Below are 22045 nucleotides of genomic sequence, written 5' to 3'. Positions count from 1 at the left end.
CACTCCTGGCGCAGGTGTGCCGACCGCCGCGGGCCAGTGGTTCACGAGCCGCCGACCAGCGAGGCGTAGACGATCACGTTGTCCGGGTAGCCGCCGTCGCCCGACACCTTCGTGCCGCCGCAGGTGATGAGACGCAGCGCGGGGTGGTCCACGTTCCCGTACACCGCCTCCGTCGGGAAGCGCGATTTCGCGACGGTCTGCACGGTGTCGACGGCGAAGGCCGCCACCGAGCCGTCGGCGCGTACGACGCTGACGCGGTCGCCCGGCCGCATCCGGTCCAGGTGCCGGAACACGCCGTCGCCGTACCGCCCGACGGTCACGTGCCCCAGCAGCACGGCGGGCCCGGTCTGCCCGGGCGTCGGCGACCCGTCGTACCACCCGGCCGGCGCGTGCGCCTCGATCGGCGGTACGCGTACGGACCCGTCGGCCGCCAGGCCGAGGGCGATGACGGGGGTGTCCACGCCGATGCTCGGGATGCGCAGCCGTTCCGGCGACGACTTCGCCATCGCCGGGGCCTCCGCCCCCGTGGACCCCGCGGTCGTCGGCGGTGCCGACGTACTCCCGCCCCGCCCGGCCGGACCGCTCGGCCCGGTCCCGGTGCCGCCCGCGCCGGTGCCTGTACCCGTGCACCCGGCGAGCAGCACGGCCGCGGCGACCACTCCGACGTACCCTGCGGGGCCTCCGCGGGTCCGTCGTGGCTGGTCGCGCAGTTCCCCGCGCCCCTTGGGGGTGCGGCCGGCGGTTTTCGAGCCGGCGGTCGGCTGTGGCTGGTCGCGCAGTTCCCCGCGCCCCTTGGGGGTGCGACTGCCGGTCTTCGAGCCGACGGTGCGCTGTGGTTGCGCGCGCAATTCCTCGCGCCCCTTCGGGACCTGATCGCCGGTTTTCGCACCGCGGGTCCGCTCCGGCTGGTCGCGCCCCTGGCGTGGCTGGTCCTTGCGGCAGGGGGCATCCACCAGGGGCGCGGGGAACGGCGCGCGCAACCACGATGTGCCGTCGGTGTCCGCGCCGGGGGTCAGGCCCCCAAGGGGCGCGGGGAACGGCGCGACCAGCCGCGACGCACCCGCAGCGGCCCCGCAGCGGCAAGGAGCCGCGGGGCATCGCGAGGCCGGCGTCGGGTCAGGCACAGGCACGGGATCGTTCGCGGGGGTCAAGGATCAGCCCCGAGCCCGCCGCCGGCGGCCTGCGGCGACCACGGCCAGCCCGCAGAGGAAGACCGCACCGGTCCCCGCACCGGCGACCACCGCCGAACGACCGCCGCCACCCGTCGCGGCGAGCCCGGTGTCTGGCGCCCCGGCGGGAACCACCGGCACCTGCCGCCCCGACGACGGCGTCGGCTTGGGCGCCGCAGTCGTGGGGGCCGGCCCCACGGGGTCACTGCCGTCCCGCCCGGCAGCCATCGGCGTCACCGTCAGGAGGTGATCGCAGTTCGTGACCTTCCCGGCGATGACGACCGCCGCCGTATTCCCGGGCGGGTACACCCGCACCTTCGCCGAGGCCGGCAGACACGTCCCCTGGTGATTGATCGTGTGGATCGTGTCGCTCGCCGACCCGCCGGGCCGCAGCACCACCGCCGCGTAGCGGCTCGGCTGCCGGTCGGCCGGCGTCCCGATCTGCTTGCCGCCCGCGTCCAGCAGCGACACCCCGGGGTAGCCGGTCAGGTGGCACGAGGTGGAGCCGTGGTTGGTGAGGACCAGATAGCGGTAGAGGTTGCCCGCGCCCGCGTCCCCGCCGCCCAGCGCGGCGGTTAGCTGCGAGGTCGCGCACATCGGGGTGCCGGCCAGGCCCACCGGGGCCGAGGCGACGGCGGGGGCCGCCCCCGTGACCGCGACCGCGAGAACCGCCGCCGCGGCGGCGGCCAGTGAAGTGCTGCGCATGTCCCGTCCCTCTTCTCTCCGGCGGCCCGCCGCGCCCGGGAGCGAGCGCGGACCCGGGCCGTACCGGAATCGCGAGCAGAGACGACGCAGCGCCCGGCCGGGTTGTAAAGACTTCGCCAAGTCCGGCCGCCCGGTGCGGAGTCGGCTGATCCGCGCCCCAAGCCGTCCCGCTGACCAGCCGACTTCATGATTGGGCCGGACCTTCACTACGATCCTGCGATGATCATGAGAAGACTGATGGCCACGGGAATGGCCGGTGGCCTGTTGGCCACTCTCGCGTGCGGGCTGCTGCCCGCGAGCGCCGCCGCCGACGAACCGGTGGCGCAACCCTCACCGAAGGTCGAACTCGTCCTTGACGTCAGCGGCTCCATGCGGGCCAAGGACATCGACGGGCAGAGCCGGATGTCGGCGGCGAAGCAGGCCTTCGACGACGTCCTGGACTCGACACCGCCGAACGTCCAACTGGGCATACGCACCCTCGGTGCGGACTACCCGGGCAACGACCGCAAGACCGGCTGCAAGGACACCCGGCAGCTCTACCCGGTCGGCCCGCTGAACCGCACCGAGGCCAAGACCGCGGTGGCGACGCTCGCCCCGACCGGCTGGACCCCGATCGGCCCCGCGCTGCTCGCGGCGGCGAACGACCTCAAGGCGGGCGGCGACGGCACCCGCCGGATGGTGCTGATCACCGACGGCGAGGACACCTGCGCCGCCAACCCCTGCGACGTCGCCCGCGACATCGCCGCCCAGGGCATCCACCTGGTCATCGACACGCTCGGCCTGATCCCCGACTCCACCACCCGCAACCAGCTCAGCTGTATCGCGGAGGCCACCGGCGGCACGTACACCACCGTGCAGCACAGGACGCAGCTCAGCACCAAGGTCAAGCAGCTGGTCAACCGCAGCACGGAGCCGGTCGTCACCCCGGTGGCCACCCGGGGCGCCGCGAACTGCGCGGACGCGCCGGTGCTCAAGGCGGGCCTGTACTCCGACCGTGAGACCTTCTCCGAGAACCGCTGGTACCGCGTCGACGTACGCCCCGGCCAGGAGCTGCGGGCCGCGGTGAGCATCAGCGACGACCGGGCGGTCAACGCCGGCTACGGTGTGCTGCTGCGCGGCGTGACGCTGCACGGCCGGGAGATCGTCCGCGACGACGAGGGCGGCACCGGGCGTACGGACGCCGTCTCGGCCGGCATCCGCTACCCCAAGCCGAAGGCCGACTCCGGCACTCCGGCGGAGACCGTATGCCTCCAGGTCGGCAACTCCTTCTCCGCGCCGGCCTCCGTCAAGATCACCCCCGGCCTGCCGGTTGAGCTGTCCATCGACCTGGTGCACAGCCCGGACCAGCCCTCCGACGTGGCCTTCTACGGCCTCGGGCGCGGCTGGTGGCTGCTGGGACTGCTGGCCGTCACCGGCGCCGTGGCCGGTCTGCTGACCGGCTGGGCCGCCCGCTGGCGGATGAACTCGGGGAGGGCTTCCTGATGCGCACCGCACGACGTCTTGCCGCCGCGGGCCTGCTCGCGGCCACCGCGCTCGCCGTACTGACCGGTCATGCCGCGGCCGACACTCCCAGCGCCACCCCGACTCCGACCACGACGGCCGACGACGGGCCGCCCACCGAGGCGGGCACCAACTTCCGTACCGCCACGGTGATCCAGCAGGGCGAGGAGGCCACCGCCACCGCCTCGGCGGGCGACTACCTGTACTGGGTGGTGGCCGCGGACACCGGGGAGAACGTCACGGTGAAGGCCACCGTGACCTTCGGCTCCGGCTCCGGTACCGCCGCCGCGCACGGCGCCTCGACCTGGCAGGTCGACGTCTATGACGGGCTGCGCCGCCGTCAGCCGTGCCGCTACGGCGCCCAGACGCGTACGGCCGCGGCCGACGCGGCGAGCGTCGAACTGGCCTGCACCCTGCGGCCGGTGCGCGCCTGGGCGGACACCTGGTCCAACGACCCGCTGCGCGGCGCCTATTACCTGCGGCTCACCGCGCTGAACGTGCCCGAGGCCGACCTCGGCCAGCCGGTCCGGGTCGCCGTCAAGGCCACCTCGCACGGCACCGCGGGCCGTAACGCGGTCGACGGCTCCGTCGTCCCCGTGGTCTCCCGCAACGCCCCCGACGTCGCACCCGGCGACGGCTGGGCCGGCACGTGGTGGTCCCCGCGCTGGCTGTGGACCGGTGGCGGCGGCCTGCTCGCCGTGCTGGCCGCGTTCGGCGCGCACCGCCTGGCCCGCGGTCCGTTCGGCCCGCCGTCCCGCCCCCGGCCGCACCACCCGGAAGAGCCGCACCACCCCCGCGATCCCGCGGGCTACTCCTCCTGAGCACCCGTCGGCCGGGCGCGGCATTGCGCCGTGCCCGGCCGACGGCCTGTGCGCCTACGCGTCGGGGTCGCTCCGTACGGGCGACGTCTCCGGCTCCGCGGGCAGCCCGGCCTCATGCCGGTCCTCCTCGGTGCGTTCCTCGAGTTCGTCCTCGTCGGGGCGTCCCGGCATCCCGCGGCTGTGCCCGGAATCCGGATTTCCCTCGACGGCCTTGTTGGACTTGTGGTGGTGTGCCATGACTGCTCCTGTTCGTCGTGGGAGTCGGCGGCGCGGACCGTGCGCTGCAGCGGGTCCTGCGCGTCGGCGCGGAGTGCTGCCGGCACGTCCCGAGCCGTCCTCGCCCCGGGCCGCCGACCCGCCGGCGTGATGCGGGGCAGACGCCTGACGACGGGGTTACCAACACTCAAACGCGTCGGCTGCCGGGCCGCAAGCGGGGCAGGTCGCGCCTCGCCGGTCCGCTCACGCCCCGCCGCCCCCGGCGCCGATGGAGACCACCGCCGCGGTCCCGGGACCCTCGGGCGTGTCATAGGCCACCGCGTCGCCGGCCCGGCGCCCGAGCAGCCCGCGGCCGAGCGGGCTGTCGGCGGTCACCAGCTCCTCGTCCCGGTCGTCGGCCAGCTCGCCGATGTGCACGGTGTCCGTCGTACCGTCGGCGAAGCGCACCGTGACGGTGCTGCCCACCCCGACGACGTCGGAGCGCGGCGGGACACTCACCGTGGCGTCGTGCAGGCGTTCCGTGACATCGGCGATCCTGGTGTCCAGCCGTGCGACCTCCGTGGCACGCTGCAATTCGTCGGCCTGGTCGGCACTGTCGCCGGGCGCGTCGGCGTCATTTCCCTGCAGGGTCACCGCGTACGACCGGCGTTCGTCGCGCAGATCGGACAGTTCCCGCTCCAGCGCCCGACGCGCGTCGGGGCTGAGGGGCTCGGGGCCACCGGTCATTTCTGCTCCCGTGGTTGTGGGGCGGAGCCGGATAAAGGTGCGTCGTGCGAAAATTCGGCACCCGACATCATTCTAGTCCAGGTGCCTTCCTCCGGCCCGGTCGCCGCCGCTGCGACGGCGGCGTAGCGTGAAACGTACGAACGGGCCGCCATGCTCGGGGCTTTGCGTACGCGAAGGAGCTGAAAGACATGGGCAGGAATTCCCCGGCCAAGGGCCACCATGGCCTGGGTGCGCGAGGACAGGGAAAGCAGCTCTATTTCCACACCCGGATTCCGCACGAGGAACAGCAGTCCAGGGACCCGCTGCTCGCCAAGCGCCACCAGCCGCACGAGCACCGGCGGCGAGACGGCCACTGGGTCCCGTGACCCCGCTTCTCCTTGACCCGCGCGTCGCCGCAACCACAGTGAAGGTGGCATGGTGGATACGTCTGATCTGACCCCTGAAATCCTGGCCGACCTGCGCAGTCCGCGGCCGTATCCCGCGATCACGCTGGCGATGCCGACCGATCCTGACCGGCCCTTCGGCGAGAAGGACCGCATCCTTCTGCGCGACCTCGTCACCGAGGCCAAGCGGCAGTTGGCGGACGACCCCGGCGTCCCGCGGGACGCCAGGCTGGAATTGCGGGACCGCCTGCTGGACCCCGAGGTGATCGAGCGCGCGGGAATTCCCTTTCACGCCGCCGGCGCACTGGTGGTCCACATCGCCGCGGGCGAGCCGGTCCAGGTGTGGCAGTTGACATCGCCGGCCGTCGAACCGCGGGTGGCCTTCGCCACCGAATTCCTCACGCGGTACGCGGTGGCCGCCGAGCAGCGCTCCCGGCCGTATGTGGTGCTCGTCCTCGACCAGGAGACGTGCCGGCTCTACCGCGGCTCGGCGCGGGAATTGGTGGAGGTGACGCGGCACGGTTTCCCGGACGCGCCGCGGATTCCGTCGCCCGAGGATTCGATTCCCGGGCCGATTCCGCACGCCGCGCCCTACGAGGGGCACGAGGAGCGGGTCAGGCAGTATCTGCGGACCGTCGACGCACGGCTCGGGACGGCGCTGAAGGAGCACGGCGGGGAGCCGCTGTTCGTCATCGGCGGCGAGAAGATCCTCGCGGTCTTCAAGGGCCTCACGAGCCATGGGAGCCACATCGCGGGCACGCTGCCGCTGACCGGCATGGACAAGGACCCGACGCCCGACCTGGAGAAGCGGCTGGCGCCGGTGCTCGCCGGTTTCCGCGACCGGCAGGTCGCCGAGGCCGTCGCGGACCTCGACGCGTCTCGCGCCCAGGTGAAGTACGCGGGCGGCCCGGCGGAGGTGTGGACCGCCGTCGCCGACAAGCGGGTGCGCCTGCTGGTGGTGGAGGAGGGTGCCGAGCTGGCGGGCCGGATCGGGGGCGACGGCCGGATCCTGGACGTCGTACCGTTCCCGGAGCCGGTGACGCTGCCGGACCCGAGGCGGGACACCGAGCCGCCCGCCGCCGGTGTGGCCACCGACATCGTCGAGCAGCTGGTGGAGAACGCCGTGCGGGCGGACTCCCGGGTGCTGTTCGTGCCCGACGGGACGCTTCCCGGCGCCGAGGGTGTGGCGGCCGTCCTGCGGTACTGACCCCGCCGCCACCCCCGGCCGACGAGCGGTCCGCGTCCGGCGACGCGAAGACAGGCTAGCGCGCGGCGCCGGGAGGCGAAAGGGCCGCCGCCAATTCCGCGGCGTCCGGCGGGTTCGCCCCCGACCGGGAGACCGTCAGCGCCGCCGCCGTCCCCGCGCGGTGCAGCGTCCGCGCGAGAGCCGGCCCGTCGAACGCCGCCGGGAGGTCCGGCCGGGCCGCGGCGCCGGTCAGCCCGAGGCCGGCCATCGTGTCCAGCGCGGCCGACATGAAGGCGTCACCCGCCCCCACCGTGTCCGCGACCTCGACCACGACCGGCGCGCCCGTCACCTGCCCGGCCCGGGTGAAGGCGAGGGCGCCGGAACCGCCGAGGGTCACGAAGACGACAGCAGGGCCGAGTTCGAGCCAGCGCCGCGCCACAGAAGCGGCCGGCTCGCCCGGATAGAGCCACTCCACATCCTCGTCGCTGGCCTTGACCAGGTCGCTCAGCGCCACGCACCGCTCCACCCGGGCCACCGCCTCCACCCGGCCGCCCAGCAGGGCGGGCCGCACATTCGGGTCGTAGCTGACCGTCGCCGACCCCCGCAGCCGCGCCGCCACGTCCAGCGCCGCCGCCGCGCCCGGCGGCTGGACCGCGCCGATCGACCCGAGGTGCACATGCCGTACGCCCGCCGGTACGTCCACCGGCCGCAGCGTCCAGCCGATGTCGAAGTCGTACGTGGCCGCGCCGCGCCCGTCCAGCGTCACCACCGCGGTCGGGGTGGCCACGCCGGCCTGCCCGTCCGTCAGCACCTTCACCCCGGCCGACGCCAGGTGCCCGCCGATCAGCCGCCCGGCGTCGTCCTGCCCGAGCTGGGTGAGCAGTGTCGTCGGCCGCCCGAGCCGGGCGAGCCCGTAGGCGACGTTCGCGGGACTGCCACCGGGGTGCGGCACATCGGGGCTGCCGGGGGTGCGGACGATGTCGGCGACGCATTCGCCGACCACCAGAAAGTCGCTCATCCGCTCATCCTCCCGCGCCGGCCACCGACCGCCACCGCGGGGTGCGGCCGGCAGGGCACGTTCACGCCGAACCCGCGACCGGTTGGCCGGACACGGCCGGAAGACGGCCCCGACGCGCGGTGCGGGGCTGGCGGGATGTAAGGATGGGGCACATGAACAATGTCTATTTCGACATCTCCATCGACGACGAGCCGGCCGGACGCATCGTCTTCCGGCTGTTCGACGACGTGGTGCCCGAGACCGCCAGGAACTTCCGCGAGCTGGCCACCGGCGAGCACGGCTTCGGCTACGCGGGCTCCGCCTTCCACCGGGTCATCCCGGACTTCATGCTCCAGGGCGGCGACTTCACCTCCGGTGACGGGCGCGGCGGCAAGAGCATCTACGGGGCCAAGTTCAAGGACGAGAACTTCCAGCTCAAGCACGACCGCCCGTTCCTGCTGTCGATGGCGAACGCGGGGCCGAACTCCAACGGTTCGCAGTTCTTCATCACCACCGTCACCACCGACTGGCTCGACGGCAAGCACGTGGTCTTCGGCGAGGTCGTCGAGGGTGAGAAGCTCGTCAAGCTGATCGAGGGCAAGGGCTCCCGCAGCGGCAAGCCCTCCTCGAAGGTCGTCATCACCGCGTCCGGCACCGTCGAATAACCTTCCCGGGCACACGGCCGGGTCCCCGCCCGGCCGCCCCCCCGATGACGTGAAGGGTCCCCGCGGGCCGCAAGCCCGCGGGGACCCTTCACGCGTCCCGCCGCGCCGACGGGTCAGCCGTGGTGCCCGCCGAAGTCCCCTCCGTGGTGGCCCCCGTGGTGCCCGCCCCCGCCGTGGTGTCCTCCCGCAGCGTCCCCACCGCCGAAGACGCCGCCGTGGTGACTCCCGTGGTGAGTCCCGTGGTGGCCCCCGTGACGGTGGTGGCTCTGCCCCGGCTGCTGGTCGGGGCCGCTGCCGAACAGGCTCCGCGCCGGGTCGGTCCCCACATCCTGCCGGTGGTTCACGCCGCTGAGGTACGCCCCCGAGCCGGCCCGTCCGCCGCCGCGACGGCTGCGCGCCCGGACAGCGCCTCGGGCCGACCCGAGGATCACCACTCCCACGACGGCGATCACGATCACAGCACCCATGGCTGTTCCCCCTTCGTGCCCGGCCCGGTGACCGGGGCCACTGCCTCGGAGCGCCGGCTGCCTCAGCCCTTGCCCCCCACGTCGATGGACGCGGATCCGGGCGGGCGCGGTTGCGCGTGGCCGGATTCATTGGGAAAGCCCGAAGGCGGCGGTCCCCACGTCCGGCGGCACCGGAGCCCGGCGGCACCGGAACCGCTCAGCGCAGTACGGCCGCCAGCAGCTCGGCCGCCGCCCGGACGGTGAGTATTATGCCCCGGTTTACGACGCCGTCGGGCGCGCCGTGCTCGACCTGGGCAGGCAGCTCCTCCACGAGGCCACGGCGGACGCGGCGGCCAACGGGAGAGCGGCCCACCCCGGCGACCACCCCGGCTGAGCCGCCGCCCGGTACGCGCGGCTACACCGATTCCTGGCCGTCGAGCCGCACCCGGCCGCCGACCTCGATGAAGTCCCCGGGGTACGGGGCCGTCATGATCTGGGAGCCGAGGCCCTGCGCGATGTTCAGCGCGCGGCCGAGCTGCTGGGTGAGCAGCAGCGCCGCCGCTCCGGTGGCCTCGTCCTCCTCGACCCCGTCGTCGCGGCCGGGGAAGGCCCTGGCCCTGATGCGGCCCGCCGCCTTGTCCTGCCAGGCCCAGGCGTAGATCCACTCGCCGGGCGCCGGCACCGGCAGCGCGTCCACCTCGTCGGCCGAGGCGTACTGCCGCAGGGTGCGGGGCGGCGCCCAGGCGGCCATCGCCTCGATCCAGCTGAACTCCCCGTCGAGGCGTACCCCCACCACCCCCGCGGGCGTGATGAGTTCGGGCAGGTCGAGCAGCCAGCCGGTGCCCACGCAAGGGTGCCCGGCGAAGGGCAGCCGCAGGGTGGGCGTGTAGATGTCGATACCGCCGCGCTCGGGGTCGTCCACGAAGACCGTCTCGCTGAACCCCAGCTTCCCGGCCAGCAGTTGGCGCTCGCGGGGGTCGGTCATGGCCGACCCGTCGCGTACGACGGCGAGTTCGTTGCCGTGACGGCCGTCGGCTCCGCAGAAGACACGCAGTACGTCGTAGTCGGTCACCGGGGCAGTCAACCACGCCCGGCGGCACCGGACGACGGCCTTCCGCCCCCGCCGGGCGGCCCGGCTACGCGTCCGCGAGGAGCGTGGCCACCAGGCCGCGGGCCCAGTCGCCCGACGCCGGCCGGTCGCTGAAGATCGCCCGGTAGTACAGCGGTCCGAGCAGTGTGTCGACGGCCCGCTCCAGCTCGGGCACCCCGCCGCCCCTGGCCCGCTCCCGCTCGATGATCGCGCCGAGCTGCTCGTGCCGGTCGGCCGTGCACGCGCAGCCGCCCTCCGGGCCCGAGCCGATGGTCGCGCGCATCAGGGCGAGGACATCGGGGTCCGCGAGGTCGGTGGCGACATCGCCCATCCACCGCTCCAGGTCGCCGGCCAGGGAGCCGGTGTCGGGCACCACGACATCGCCGCTGAAACGGCTGGTGGCGACATCGGCCAGCAGTTGGGCCACCGATCCCCAGCGCCGGTAGACCGTGGTCGGGTGCACCCCGGCGCGCGCGGCGACGGCGGGAATGGTCAGGGCCTCGGCCGATCCCGCGCCGGCCAGTTCCTCGACGGCCCGGTGCACGGCCGCACGTACCCGGGCGGAGCGACCGCCGGGCCGTGTCTGGACTGCTTCGCTCATACCGAAATTATCGCACTCATCGTTGCGTTAGCATAGCGGTCACTAACGCAACGATCACTGCCATCGGAGATTCGTATGCCCGTCGCGCCGATGCACCACGACAAGAGCCCCGCCACCCCGGACGCCCGGCGGAGCACGTCCGGGCGACGCGGGCTGAGCCGGCCCGCCGCGTTCGCCGCCATCGCGGCGATCTTCGTCCTGTTCATGGCCGCGTCCAGCGCGCCGTCCCCCCTCTACGTCGTCTACCAGCACGAGTGGAGCTTCTCCGCGTCCACGCTGACGACCGTCTTCGCCGTCTACGTCGTCGGCATGATCGGCGCGCTCCTGGTGCTCGGGGCGCTGTCCGACCACATAGGCCGCCGCCCCGTCCTGGTCTCGGCGATCGCGCTCGAAGCGGTGGCGATGGTGCTGTTCATCGTCGCCGGCGACGTCCCGCTGCTGCTGACGGCCCGCTTCGTGCAGGGCGTCGCCACGGGAGCGGCGATGACGACACTCGGCGCGACGCTGGTCGACCTCAACCCGCCGCACGCACCGCACCGCGCGGGAGTCATCACCGGCGCCGCGCCGACGTTCGGCCTCGGCCTCGGCGCGCTCGGCTGCGGCTTCCTCGTCCAGTACGGGCCGCACCCGACCCGGCTGGTGTACGTACTGCTGCTCGCGGGCCTGGTGCTGGCCGGCCTGCTCGTCGCCGTACTGCCGGAGACCTCCCAGCAGCGGCCGGGCGCCGCGCGCTCGCTCCAGCCCCGGCTCGGCGTCGCCCCCCGGCTGCGGGCCGACCTGATCGCGCTGGTGCCGATCCTGGTGGCCAGCTGGGCGCTCGGCGGCCTCTACCTCGCGCTCGGCCCGTCCGTGGCCGTGGGCCTGTTCGGCCTGTCCAGCCACGTCGTCGGCGGTCTTGTCGTCACCCTGCTGTGCGGGCCTGCCTCGATCACGGCGTTCGCGCTGCGCGGCTGGCCGACCGAGCGCACGCTCGCGCTGGGCGCAGGGCTGCTGGTGGCCGGTACGGCGGTCGGCCTGGCCGGGGTCGAGGCGCACTCGGTCACGGCGGCGGCCCTCGGTACGGCCATCGCCGGTGTCGGCTTCGGCGGAGCGGGCCTGGCCAGCTTCGGCACCCTGGCCCGGATAGCGGAACCGGCCGAGCGGGGCGAGCTGTTCGCGGTCGCCTTCGTGATCTCCTACCTCGCCTTCAGCATCCCGGCCGTCGTCGCCGGGTTCGCCACCACCGACGTGGGCCTGCACAGGACCGCGGTCGTCTACAGCGCCGCCGTTATCGCCTTCGGCGCGCTCGCGCTGGTCGCGCAGCGCGTGCGCACCGGGCGCGCCGCCGTGGCCGGTCCGGCCGACCGCACGGCGGCCTGACCCGGGGGAAGCAGCAGGGCGGCGCGGAGCCGCCGGGCGGCCATCGGCCCGGCGGCACCGCGCCGACATCCGTGAAGACGGCCGCCCCACGGCCGTGAAGACCGGCGACCACGGCCGTAAAAGGGCAGGGCGCCGGTCCGTACCCCGCGTGCGGACACGGCCCCGTCCGGCATCATGCTGCGCATGAGCGGCTCCGAAGTCACCAGCGGCCCCGGCGCGGGCAAGGCGGCACACAGCAGGATCCCGATGACCGGGCGCGATCCGGAGGAACCCGGCAGGGTCTCCTCACCTCTGGAGCTGCTGTTCGACCTGACCTTCGTGGTGGCGGTCGGCACCGCCGCCTCGCAGTTCGCCGAGATGCTCGCCGAGGACCATCCCGCGCAGGCGGTCGTGGCCTTCGTGCTGGCGATGTTCGCGATCAGCGTCGCCTGGATCAGCTTCAGCTGGTTCGCCTCCGCGTTCGCCACCGACGACTGGCTCTACCGGGCGCTGACGATGGTGCAGATGATCGGCGTCGTCATCTTCTCGCTCGGCCTGCCGGCGATGTTCCACTCCGTCCAGGAGGGCCACCACCTGGAGTTGCGGGCGATGGTGATCGGCTACGTCGTGATGCGGATCGCGATGGTGCTGCACTGGTGGCGCGCCGCCACCGAATCACCCTCCTTCCACAAGGTCGGCACGGCCAACATCCGCTGGACCGTGATCGTCCAGGCCGGCTGGATCGCCGTGGGCTTCGCCGACCTGCCGATCGCCGCCGTCTTCGCGGCCTTCGCCGTGCTCGGCGTCCTGGAACTCGTCCTGCCGGTCATCACCCAGGGCGAGGCGGGCGCCACACCGTGGCACCCCCACCACGTGGCCGAGCGGTACGGCCTGTTCGCGATCATCACGCTGGGCGAGGGAGTGGTCGGCACCGTCGCCTCGTCCGGTGAACTCCTCGGCGGCGCCGACGGGACGCAGTGGAGCGGGAACGCGGTCGCCATCGTCGTCGCCGGGGTCGGGCTCACCTTCGGCATGTGGTGGGTGTACTTCGCGACCCCCTTCGGCGACATCCTCGCCCGCCGCCGGGGCCGCGGCTACCTCTTCGGCTACGGGCACATCCCGCTGTTCCTCGGCATCGCCGGCGCCGGGGCGGGGCTGCACCTGGCCGGCCTGCAGCTGGAGCAGCACTCGGAACTCGCCGACACCACCGTCGTCCTGTCCCTGGCCCTCCCCGTGGGCCTCTACCTGGTCATGGTCTATCTGCTGCACACCCTGCTGCTGTCCGCGGCGGACTCCTTCCACCTGCTGCTGATCTCCCTCACCCTCGCCGTCCTGCTCGCGGCCGTGCTGCTGTCGGTGGCCGGTGTCGCCATCGCGGTGTGCCTGCTGGTGCTCATGCTCGCCCCGTTCGTCACCGTGATCGGCTACGAGACGGTCGGCCACCGCCACCAGCAGGGCATGCTGGACGACCTCAGGGCCCAGCGGCACTGAGCGGCCCGCACAGTGTCCTGTCCGGCTGTCCGGCTGTCCGGCGTACCGCCCGGGCGGGCCGCCGGGCCGCGGCGGCGTCCGCGGGCCATGCTGCACCCATGGCTGACCTCCCGCTGATCGCGCCGATGCTCGCCACCCCCGGCCGCCTGCCGCTGCCCGGCGGGGACGGGGGGTGGGCGGTGGAGACCAAGCAGGACGGGCAGCGCGCGGTGGTCCACGCGCCCGGCGACGGTACGGCGCTGGTCCGGTCCAGGAGCGGCGAGGACATCACCGCGGTCTACCCGGAGCTGCGCGGCCTCGGCGGCGCGCTCGGCGCGGTCCCCGCGGTCCTGGACGGGGAGGTCGTCGCGCTCGACGCGTCCGGCCGGCCGGACTTCGAGCGGTTGCAGGCCCGGATGGGCCTGCTGCGCTCCCCGGGCCGCGCGGCCCGACTCGCGACCACGACGCCGGTGCATCTGATGATCTTCGACGTCCTCCTGCTCGGCGGACGGGACCTGACGGGCCGTCCGTGGACCGAGCGGCGCGAGGTGCTGGCCTCGCTCGGCCTGGCCGGTCCGCGCTGGTCGGTGCCCGCGGCCGTCGTCGGCCGGGCGGCGGAGGCGCTGGAGGCGACGCGGGCGGCGGGTCTTGAGGGCATCGTGTGCAAGCGGCTGACGTCCGTCTACGAGCCCGGCGTCCGGTCGCGGTCGTGGATCAAGATCCGCAACGTACGGACGCAGGACGTGATCGTCGGCGGGTGGGTGCCGGGCGGCGGGCACCTGGCCGGGCTGCCCGGTGCGCTGCTGGTCGGCGAACACCGCGACGGAGCCCTGCGCTATCTCGGCAGCGTGGGCACCGGCTGGTCCGACCGCGAGCGGGCCGTGCTCGCCCGCCTGCTGGACGTCGCGGCGACGGACACCTGCCCCTTCCGCCCGGCCCCGCGGGTGCCGCGTGCCCGGTGGGTGCTGCCCCGCCTGGTCGGCGAGGTCGGCTACTCGACCCGGACGCGCGCCGGCCTGCTGCGGCAGCCGTCCTGGTACCGGCTGCGCCAGGACCTCGCTCCCGGCGACCTCGACTGACCGGACCGGCCGCCCCGGACACCGCCGTCACCCGCTGCCCCGGACGCGCCGTCACCTGCCGCCTTCGCCGACCTGCTGCGGCGGGAGGCCCCGGGAGAGGTAGCCGCCGAGCGTGCCGGCGATGACGGCCATGACCTCGGCGGCGGCGGGGTGGACGAAGAAATGGCCGCCGGGCAGGACACGCAGCCGGGCGCCGGCGGCGGACTGCCCGCGCCAGCCGTCCAGGACCCGCACCGGCACCAGCGGGTCGTCGGTACCGCCGAAGACGGTCAGCGGCACCCCCAGGGGCGGCTCCGGGCGGTATTCGTACGTCTCCAGCAGCGAGAAGTCGGCCCTGAGAGTGGGCAGCATCAGCGCCATCAGCTCCTCGTCGTCGAGCATCTCGCGAGGGGTTCCGCCGAGAAGGCGCAGTTCGTCCAGGACGTCGGCGTCGGGTGCCCCGTGGATCGGGGGACGGTTGCGGGGCGTGCCGGGGGCGGCTGCCCCGGACACGAACAGGTGCGCGGGCGGCGGGAGTTCGCGGCGGCGCAGGGTCCTGGCCAGCTCGAAGGCGAGCAGACCGCCCATACTGTGCCCGAAGACCGCGTAGGGCCGGTCGAGATGGGGCGCCAGCGCGCCCGCCAGCGCGTCGGCGAGCGGCCGCATCCGGCTCAGCGGCGGTTCGCCGATCCGGCCGCCGCGGCCGGGCAGTTCCAGCGGGCAGACCTGGAGGCCGCCGGGCGCCAGGGCGGGCCAGCCGCGGTAGGCGGCGGCGCTCCCGCCGGCGTAGGGCAGGCAGAACAGCCGCACCGCGGCGCCCTGTTCGGGCTCGCCGCGGCCGAACCACGGGTTGTGCACGTCGGTCCTCCTTCGTCGCGCGGACACCGGCGCCGCTCGGCCCGGCCCGTACCGCTGGTCAGTCCGTCAGTCTCAGGGCGCCCGACGGGCAGCGCCGTACGGCCTCCTCGGCGTCCCCGATGTGAGTGTCCGCCGGTGCGGGCCGCAGCAGCAGCACCGTCCCGTCCACGTCCGACTGGTCGAACAGGTCGGGCGCGGTCAGGGCGCACATGCCCGAGCTGGCGCACATGTCGGTGTCGGCCTCGATTCGCATCTTCGGCATCTTTCGGTTCGCGGGTGGGGCGGGACGTGAACGGCGCCGCGGGCCTTCCGCAGCACGGGAATCCGGGTCAGGCGGCCATGCCGCCGTCGATCTGGAAGGTGGCCCCCGTGATGTAGCCGGCCCGGTCGGACAGCAGGAAGGACACGAGGTCGGCGACCTCCTCGGGGCGCCCGAAACGGCCGAGCGCGGCGCGCTGCTCGAACCGGTCGCGTACGTCCTGCGGCAGGGCCAGTACGGGGTCGGTGGCGATGAAGCCGGGCGCCACGGTATTGGCGCGGATGCCGTAGCGGCCGACCTCGCGGGCGAGGGACTTGGTGAAGCCGATGATCCCGGCCTTGGACGCGGCGTAGTTGGTCTGCCCCGCGTTCCCGTGCAGGCCCGCGATGGAGGACAGGGTGACGATCGCGCCGCGGCGGCGTCTGATCATGTCGCCGACGACGGCGCGGCAGACGTGGAAGACACCGTCGAGATTGGTGCGCAGCACACCCGTCCAGTCCTCGTCCTCCATCAGCGCCAGCGGCTGGTCGCGCAGCACCGCCGCGGAGGTGACGGCGGCCTGTACCGGGCCGAGGGCGTCCTCGACGGCGTCGACCAGGTCGTCCACGGCGCCCGGGTCGGCGACGTCGGCGCGGCGGACGAACGCGCGGCGGCCCAGCGCGCTGATCTCCTTCTCCACCTCGCGGGCGGCGGAGTCGTCGGAGGCGTAGCAGACGGCGACGTCGTAGCCGTCCTGCGCCAGGCGCAGCGCGACGGCCCGGCCGATACCCCGGGAGCCGCCCGCCACCAGGGCGACGGGACGGGCGGTGCCGCTCATGCCTGGTCCTCGCTCTCCGCGGCCTCCGCGGCCAGCAGTTCGAGCAGCTGCGCTTCCACTTCCTCGTCGGTGAGCCCGGCCAGCGGGTCGAGGCCGTCCGCCGCGTCGTCGCCGAGGCCGCGGTCCAGGACCTCGATGGTGCTGCGCGGACCGGCCGCGCCGGGGCCGGCGCCGGGCGCGGAGTCGAGCAGGTCCGCGGTGTGGGCGACCGTGGGGTGGTCGAAGAACGCCCGCAGGTCCAGATCGGCGCCGAGCCGGGCCTTGATACGGGTGCCGATCTGCACGGCGGCCAGCGAGTGGCCGCCCAGGGCGAAGAAGTCGTCGTCGACGCCGACCCGCTCCAGGCCCAGGATCTCCTGCCACACCTCGGCGAGTGCCTGCTCGCGGGGCGTGCGGGGGGCGACGTACGGCGTGGCGAGGTCGGGCCGCGGGTGGGTGCCGCCGGGCGGGCCGAGCTGGTCCATCTCCCGCGCCAGCAGCTCGGGCGTCAGCGTACGGGCGAGGGCGCGGACGCCGTCGAAGTCCCGGTGGGAGACCACCAGGTGGCCGGGGCGGCCGGCGGCGGCGAGGATACGGGCGAAGGCGTCCTGGCCCTGCCGCTCCGTGATGCCCTCGCCCAGGGTGCGCAGCACCTCGGGGCCGGCCTGCTCGTCGTGGCCGTCCTGGTCCGGGTGCCGGCCGGGCTCCGCCGAGGCACGCAGGATCTGCTCGCGCAGGCCGCTCGGATCGTTGATCCGCTTGATGGTGAAGTCGCTGATGCTCACCAGCACCCGGCCGTCGGGGTCGAGGATCTCGATGTCGCACGTGCTGGTCTCGCCCGCCGAGTCCGCGGGCTCCTTCATCTGGACGTACGCGTGGACGGTGCTGGTCAGACCGTGGGTGAAGCGCAGCCTGCGGTAGCTGAACGGCAGGTAGTAGGTGTCCGGGGCGTGCACCCGGGCGGTGCCGCCTGCCGCGTCGAGCAGCGCCGGGTGCAGCAGGTAGTCCGTGAGGTCGCCGTGGTATTCCTCGTCGAGCCGCAGGGTGGCCAGCAGCCGCCGGGCGCCGACCTGGATCTCCCGCATGCACCTCCAGCGCGGGCCGAAGGAGAACTCGATCGGGCCGCCCTTCTCGAACCGGTCAAGCCTGAGCCCGAGTTTGATCGACTCCGTGGTGTCCAGGACGTCCCGCACCTCGCAGTCGGCGAGCAGTTCGCCGAGGTCGCGTACGGTGTCGGGACGGCGCTCGGGGAAGGCGACGGTGCCGCGCGCGTGGTCGGTCCAGGCCGCGGCCCCGGGCGCGCCGGTGCGGCTCTGCACGGCGAAGTGCCAGCGGCCGTCGCGCTCCTCGACGGTGGTGAAGACCTCGCGGGTCTGCCCGTCGGGCACGATGACCGGGACCAGGTACTGCACATCGCCGATCTCGATGTCCCGTCCGGCCGCCTGCCCGGCCGCGGCGGCCCGCACCAGCTCCAGGTAGGCGGTGCCCGGGACGAGGCCGTGGCCCTGGATGCGGTGGTCGCCGACGATCCAGCTGTCGGCGGTGCTCAGGACGGTGGCGTACGTACGGGAGGCCGGAGTGTCGCGGACCAGGCGCTGGAGGAGCGGGTGGTCGCCGAGCGCCGTCCCGCCCGGGCCGCCGAACCGGGAGCCGAGCCCGGCGGCCATACCGGTCTCCTGCCAGGTGTCCCAGCCGACGGCCGTGACGGGCAGCCCGGTCTCCCGCCGCTTCCACTGGGCGAAGGCGTCGAGGAAGGCGTTGGCGGCGGCGTAGTCGCTCTGTCCCGGGCCGCCGAGGACGGCGGTCACCGAGGAGCACAGCAGCAGGAAGTCCAGGTCGTCGTCGCGGCAGACCCGGTCCAGGACGAGCAGTCCGTGGGTCTTGGCGGCGAGCACCGCGTCGGCCTCCGCCCGGGTCTTGGTGACCATCATGCCCTGCGAGGGGCTGCCCGCGGCGTGCACGACGCCGTTCAACCGGCCCGCGGCGGCGCGCAGTCCGGCCACCGCTTGCCCGGTCTGCCGCTCGTCGGTGACGTCGGCGCGCAACACCACGACGCGGGCGCCGAGGCCCTCGATGTGCCGCAGCCGGCGGATACGGGCGCTCGTGGGGTCGTCGGCTCGGTGGGCGGCGAGCCACGCGTCCCACGCGGCGGGCGCGGGGAACGCCGAGCGGCCGAGCAGCCCGAGCACGGGCCGGGAGGCAGCGCCCGCGAGGTGTTCCGCCATCGCCAGGCCGAGGCCGCCGAGGCCGCCGGTGATGAGGTAGACGCCGCCGTCGCGCGGGCCTGTGCCGTCCGCGTCCAGGGCGATCCGGTCGAAGCCGCGGCTCCACCAGTGGCGCCCGCGCAGCGCGAGTTCCGGCTCGCCCGCGGGACGGGCGAGCACGGTGAGCACGGCGCCGACGACGCCGTCGAGCGGGCGGGCGGCCTCGGCTCCGGTGATGTCGAGGGCGCGGCAGGCGGCGCCGGCGATCTCCTGCGGGATCACCGTGCACGCGCCGAGCAGGAGGGACTGCTCGGGCATCAGCGGTTCGTCGCCGGTGACGTCGTACACACCGCGGCACAGCACGTCGATGGTCACCGGGACCCGCGGGCGTTCGCCGCTGAGGGCCTGGGCGAGGGCGAGCAGGCTGTCGAAGCCGGTGCGGCGGGCGGCGTCCAGCCGGTCACCGGTGAGCGGTTCCGCGCCGCTCGCGCCGGGGGCCGCGCTCCACAGGTGGACGAAGCGCAGGCGCGGCCCGTCCCCTTCCGCGCCGGGGGCCGCTGCCGGGGCCGGGTCCAGGGACGGGACGAGCGCGGCCAGGTGGTCGCGTTCGGCCGGGTCCACCGTCCAGGAGTCGCCCGACCCGGCCAGGGCGCCGCCCGCGGTGACGCGGACGACCCGGTCACCGGCCGCCGCCAGCCGCTCGGCCAGGGCGTCGCCCAGGGCGGTGCCCGCGCCGAGCACCACCCAGGTGTCCCCGGTGGGGCCGGCCGCCGTCGCGGCCGGGAGGGGGAGGCGCTTCCAGCCCGGGGCGTAGAACCAGTCGCCGGGCGAGGCGGGCGAGGCGGGCGCCGCCGGTACGGCCGCAGCCGCGGCGCGTCGCTCCGCGCCCGCCGGCTCGACCCAGTAGCGGCGCCGCTGGAAGGCGTAGCCGGGCAGCCGCAGCGGCGGACGGGGGGCGCCGCCGTGGACGGCCGCCCAGTCGACGCGGGCGCCGGCGCTCCACAGGGCGCCCAGGCTCGCCTGGAGATATGCCGTGTCGTCGGTCCGGTCGCCGGGGTGCCGCAGCGATCCGGCCGCGGTGCGCGCGTCCGTCCACGCCCGGTGGGCGCGGACGAAGCTGGTGAGGTTCTGGCCGGGGCCGACCTCCAGCGGCAGTAGCGCCGGGTCGGCGAGCAGGATGTCCAGCGCGTCGCGGAAGCGCACCGGCCGCCGCAGGTGGGCGCCCCAGTATTCGGGGCTGGTCGCCTGCTCGTCGGTGATCCAGGTGCCGGTCACATTGGACAGGAAGGGCACGGCCGGGGCGTGCAGGGTGACCGCGCGCACCTCCTGGACGAACGGGTCGACGGCGGCGTCCATGCCGGGGGAGTGGAAGGCGTGCGAGGTGTGCAGGCGGCGGCATCCGATGCCCTCGGCCGTCAGCCGCGCTTCGAGGGCCGCCACCGCGTCCGCGCTGCCGGCGACCACGCTGAGCGCGGTGGAGTTGACCGCGGCGAGGCTCAGGCCGTCGCCGAGCCGGGCGGCGGTGTCCTCCTCGGAGAGGAAGACGCTGAGCATGGCGCCCCCTGGCATCTCCTGGACGAGCCGGCCGCGGGCGGCCACCAGTCGTACGGCGTCCTCCAGCGAGAAGACCCCGGCCAGGCAGGCGGCGACGTATTCGCCGATGCTGTGCCCCGCCATGGCCCTGGGCTGCACGCCCCAGGACTGCCACAGCCGGGCGAGCGCGTACTCCACCGCGAAGAGCACCGGCTGGGCGATCCGGGTGCGGCGCAGCACCTCGGCGGCGCTCTCGGGCGCCTCGGGGTCGTCCGGGCCGAGGACCAGGGTGCGCAGGTCCTGCCCCAGGTGCGGGGCGAACGCCTGCGCGCACCGGTCGAACTCGGCGGTGAAGACCGGCTCGTGGGCGTACAGGCCGCGGGCCGTACCGGGGTACTGGGCGCCCTGGCCGGGGAAGAGGAAGGCGACCGGCGCGGTCTCGGGCGCGGCGGCCGTCGCGGGCGCCGCGGCCAGCCGGCGCAGTGCCGCGACGGCCTCCCCGGCGCTGTGGCAGACCACCGTCCCGCGGTGCTCGAAGTGCCGTCGGCGGCAGGCCAGGGTGGCGGCGACGGCGTCGAGGTCGGTGCCGGGCCGCAGTTCGAGGTGGTCGGCCAGCCGCCGGGCGGCGGCGGCGAGCGCGGGCGCGGACTTCGCGGACAGCACCAGCAGCCGGGCCGGGCGGCCCGGGGCGGGTACGGGGGCCGGCAGGGGGGCCTCCTCGATGACGACGTGCACATTGGTGCCGCCGATCCCGAAGGAGCTGACGCCGGCCCGGCGCGGCTCGTCCGCGCGCGGCCAGGGCCGCAGCGCGGTGTTGACGTAGAACGGGCCGGTGTCCAGGGCGAGTCCGGGGTTGGGCCGCTCGCAGTGCAGCGTCGGCGGGATCGCCTCGTGCTTGAGCGCGAGGGCGGCCTTGATCAGGCCGGTGACCCCGGCGGCGGCGTCCAGGTGGCCGACGTTGCTCTTGACCGAGCCGATGGCGCAGAACCCGGCGTCCTGCGTGCCGGCCCGGAAGGCCCGGGTGAGGGCGGCGACCTCGATGGGGTCGCCGAGCGGGGTGCCGGTGCCGTGGGTCTCGACGAAGCCGACGGTGGCCGGGTCGATGTCGGCCAGGGCCAGGGCCTCGGCGATGACATCGGCCTGGCCGTCGACGCCGGGCGCGGTGTAGCCGGCCTTCAGCGAGCCGTCGTTGTTGACGGCGGTGGCCAGGATCACCGCGTCGACCGTGTCGCCGCCGGCCCGGGCGTCCTCCAGGCGGCGCAGGACGACGATGCCGACCCCGTTGCCCGCGACCGTCCCGGCGGCGTCGGCGTCGAAGGCCCGGCACGTGCCGTCGGGGGACAGGATGCCGCCGGGCTCGTACTGGTAGCCGCCGAGCAGCGGGGACGAGACCGAGACACCGCCGGCCAGGGCGATGTCGCACTCGCCGTTGAGCAGGCTCTGGCAGGCCAGGTGCACCGCGGTCAGCGAGGTGGAGCAGGCGGTCTGCACGGTGACCGCGGGACCGGTGAGGTCGAGCTTGTAGGCCGCGCGGGTGGCCAGGAAGTCCTTGTCCGAGGCCAGCATCACCTGGTAGAGGCCGGCCGAGTCCAGGACCCGCTGGTTGGTCATCAGGTTGAACAGCAGGTAGGAATTCAGGCCGGAGCCGCCGAAGACGCCGATCCGCCCGTCGAAGCGCTGCGGGTCGACACCCGCCGACTCCAGGGCGTGCCAGGCGCATTCGAGGAAGACCCGGTGCTGGGGGTCGAGGAGTTCGGCCTCGCGGGGGCTGTAGCCGAAGAAGCCCTCGTCGAAGCGGTCGGCGCCGGCCAGCACGCCCTTGGCCTTGACGTAGCCCTCCTGGCCGAGCAGCAGGGGGTCGGCGCCCGCCGCGAGGAGTTCCCCCTCGGTGAAGGCGGTGATGCCCTCCCTGCCCTGTTCGAGGTTGTTCCAGAAGGCCTCCACGTCGTCGGCGCCGGGGAAGCGTCCTGCCATGCCGATGATGGCGATACGGCCCGGATCCTGGTCTGGCTCTGACACTTCGA

General features: G+C 74.4%; 19 protein-coding genes. 8 read left to right on the top strand and 11 right to left on the bottom strand.

Going from position 1 to position 22045, the window contains the following annotated elements; translation table 11 throughout:
* Nucleotides 1–41 precede the first annotated feature (41 nt).
* Both OHA86_RS01565 and OHA86_RS01560 read right to left on the bottom strand, forming a co-directional pair.
* Nucleotides 42–506: a class F sortase gene (locus OHA86_RS01565; protein WP_329171747.1), complete on the bottom strand. Its 465-nt coding sequence runs from the start codon at nt 504–506 to the stop codon at nt 42–44.
* 648 nt (nt 507–1154) lie between these two features.
* A complete protein-coding gene (locus tag OHA86_RS01560) occupies nt 1155–1874 on the bottom strand; it encodes a DUF4232 domain-containing protein (protein ID WP_329171746.1) in 720 nt (239 codons plus the stop codon).
* Between the two features lie 219 nt (nt 1875–2093).
* Between OHA86_RS01560 and OHA86_RS01555 the strand changes: the two genes are divergently transcribed.
* Complete coding sequence (locus OHA86_RS01555) at nt 2094–3356, top strand: VWA domain-containing protein (RefSeq protein WP_329171745.1); 1263 nt, start codon at nt 2094–2096, stop codon at nt 3354–3356.
* Nucleotides 3356–4195 (top strand): hypothetical protein, encoded by an 840-nt coding sequence (locus OHA86_RS01550; RefSeq protein ID WP_329171744.1) that lies wholly within the window; start codon nt 3356–3358, stop codon nt 4193–4195. Before OHA86_RS01555 ends, OHA86_RS01550 begins: the two co-directional genes overlap by 1 nt.
* Before the next feature lie 54 nt (nt 4196–4249).
* Here the strand turns inward: OHA86_RS01550 and OHA86_RS01545 are convergent, their stop codons facing one another.
* The gene (locus OHA86_RS01545; protein WP_329171743.1) at nt 4250–4432 is read right to left on the bottom strand and encodes a hypothetical protein; all 183 of its coding nucleotides are present in this window, start codon (nt 4430–4432) and stop codon (nt 4250–4252) included.
* Nucleotides 4433–4654: 222 nt separating this feature from the next.
* The gene (locus tag OHA86_RS01540) at nt 4655–5137 is read right to left on the bottom strand and encodes a GreA/GreB family elongation factor (protein ID WP_329171742.1); all 483 of its coding nucleotides are present in this window, start codon (nt 5135–5137) and stop codon (nt 4655–4657) included.
* Between the two features lie 188 nt (nt 5138–5325).
* Here OHA86_RS01540 and OHA86_RS01535 point away from each other — a divergent pair, with 188 nt between their 5' ends.
* Together OHA86_RS01535 and OHA86_RS01530 are read left to right on the top strand one after the other, a co-directional pair.
* Nucleotides 5326–5502 (top strand): hypothetical protein, encoded by a 177-nt coding sequence (locus OHA86_RS01535; RefSeq protein ID WP_329171741.1) that lies wholly within the window; start codon nt 5326–5328, stop codon nt 5500–5502.
* A 49-nt stretch (nt 5503–5551) separates the two neighbouring features.
* Nucleotides 5552–6727 carry a baeRF3 domain-containing protein gene (locus OHA86_RS01530; RefSeq protein ID WP_329171739.1) on the top strand — a complete coding sequence of 392 codons (1176 nt, stop codon included), beginning with the start codon at nt 5552–5554 and terminating at the stop codon, nt 6725–6727.
* Between the two features lie 55 nt (nt 6728–6782).
* Here the strand turns inward: OHA86_RS01530 and OHA86_RS01525 are convergent, their stop codons facing one another.
* Entirely contained in the window at nt 6783–7724 is a 942-nt protein-coding gene (locus tag OHA86_RS01525; RefSeq protein ID WP_329171738.1) for a carbohydrate kinase family protein, read from the bottom strand.
* Between the two features lie 152 nt (nt 7725–7876).
* Here OHA86_RS01525 and OHA86_RS01520 point away from each other — a divergent pair, with 152 nt between their 5' ends.
* Complete coding sequence (locus tag OHA86_RS01520) at nt 7877–8368, top strand: peptidylprolyl isomerase (RefSeq protein ID WP_443071610.1); 492 nt, start codon at nt 7877–7879, stop codon at nt 8366–8368.
* A gap of 861 nt (nt 8369–9229) precedes the next feature.
* Here the strand turns inward: OHA86_RS01520 and OHA86_RS01515 are convergent.
* Nucleotides 9230–9886 (bottom strand): PhzF family phenazine biosynthesis protein, encoded by a 657-nt coding sequence (locus OHA86_RS01515; RefSeq protein WP_329171734.1) that lies wholly within the window; start codon nt 9884–9886, stop codon nt 9230–9232.
* Between the two features lie 64 nt (nt 9887–9950).
* Nucleotides 9951–10505 (bottom strand): TetR/AcrR family transcriptional regulator, encoded by a 555-nt coding sequence (locus OHA86_RS01510; RefSeq protein ID WP_329171733.1) that lies wholly within the window; start codon nt 10503–10505, stop codon nt 9951–9953.
* 75 nt (nt 10506–10580) lie between these two features.
* Here OHA86_RS01510 and OHA86_RS01505 point away from each other — a divergent pair, with 75 nt between their 5' ends.
* From OHA86_RS01505 to OHA86_RS01495, 3 genes are all read left to right on the top strand, one after another.
* Nucleotides 10581–11864, top strand: coding sequence for an MFS transporter (locus OHA86_RS01505; protein ID WP_329171731.1), 1284 nt, complete (start codon nt 10581–10583; stop codon nt 11862–11864).
* Nucleotides 11865–12047: 183 nt separating this feature from the next.
* Entirely contained in the window at nt 12048–13334 is a 1287-nt protein-coding gene (locus OHA86_RS01500; protein WP_329171729.1) for a low temperature requirement protein A, read from the top strand.
* A 98-nt stretch (nt 13335–13432) separates the two neighbouring features.
* Entirely contained in the window at nt 13433–14392 is a 960-nt protein-coding gene (locus OHA86_RS01495; protein ID WP_329171727.1) for an ATP-dependent DNA ligase, read from the top strand.
* 51 nt (nt 14393–14443) lie between these two features.
* On the opposite strand, the gene OHA86_RS01490 is transcribed toward OHA86_RS01495, so the two are convergent.
* From OHA86_RS01490 to OHA86_RS01475, 4 genes are all read right to left on the bottom strand, one after another.
* Complete coding sequence (locus OHA86_RS01490; RefSeq protein WP_329171725.1) at nt 14444–15229, bottom strand: thioesterase II family protein; 786 nt, start codon at nt 15227–15229, stop codon at nt 14444–14446.
* Between the two features lie 58 nt (nt 15230–15287).
* Nucleotides 15288–15482, bottom strand: a complete 195-nt coding sequence (locus tag OHA86_RS01485) for a ferredoxin (RefSeq protein WP_329171724.1) — start codon at nt 15480–15482, stop codon at nt 15288–15290.
* 76 nt (nt 15483–15558) lie between these two features.
* Complete coding sequence (gene fabG / locus OHA86_RS01480; RefSeq protein ID WP_329171722.1) at nt 15559–16305, bottom strand: 3-oxoacyl-ACP reductase FabG; 747 nt, start codon at nt 16303–16305, stop codon at nt 15559–15561.
* Entirely contained in the window at nt 16302–22040 is a 5739-nt protein-coding gene (locus tag OHA86_RS01475; protein ID WP_329171721.1) for a type I polyketide synthase, read from the bottom strand. The genes fabG and OHA86_RS01475 overlap by 4 nt, the downstream gene beginning before the upstream one ends.
* Between the last annotated feature and the right edge of the window lie 5 nt (nt 22041–22045).

It is taken from the genome of Streptomyces sp. NBC_01477, from assembly GCF_036227245.1.
In the GTDB taxonomy this organism is placed as follows: Bacteria; Actinomycetota; Actinomycetes; order Streptomycetales; family Streptomycetaceae; genus Actinacidiphila.
Note: the sequence above shows the minus strand (reverse complement) of the source record. Positions and strands in the feature narration are given on the sequence as shown.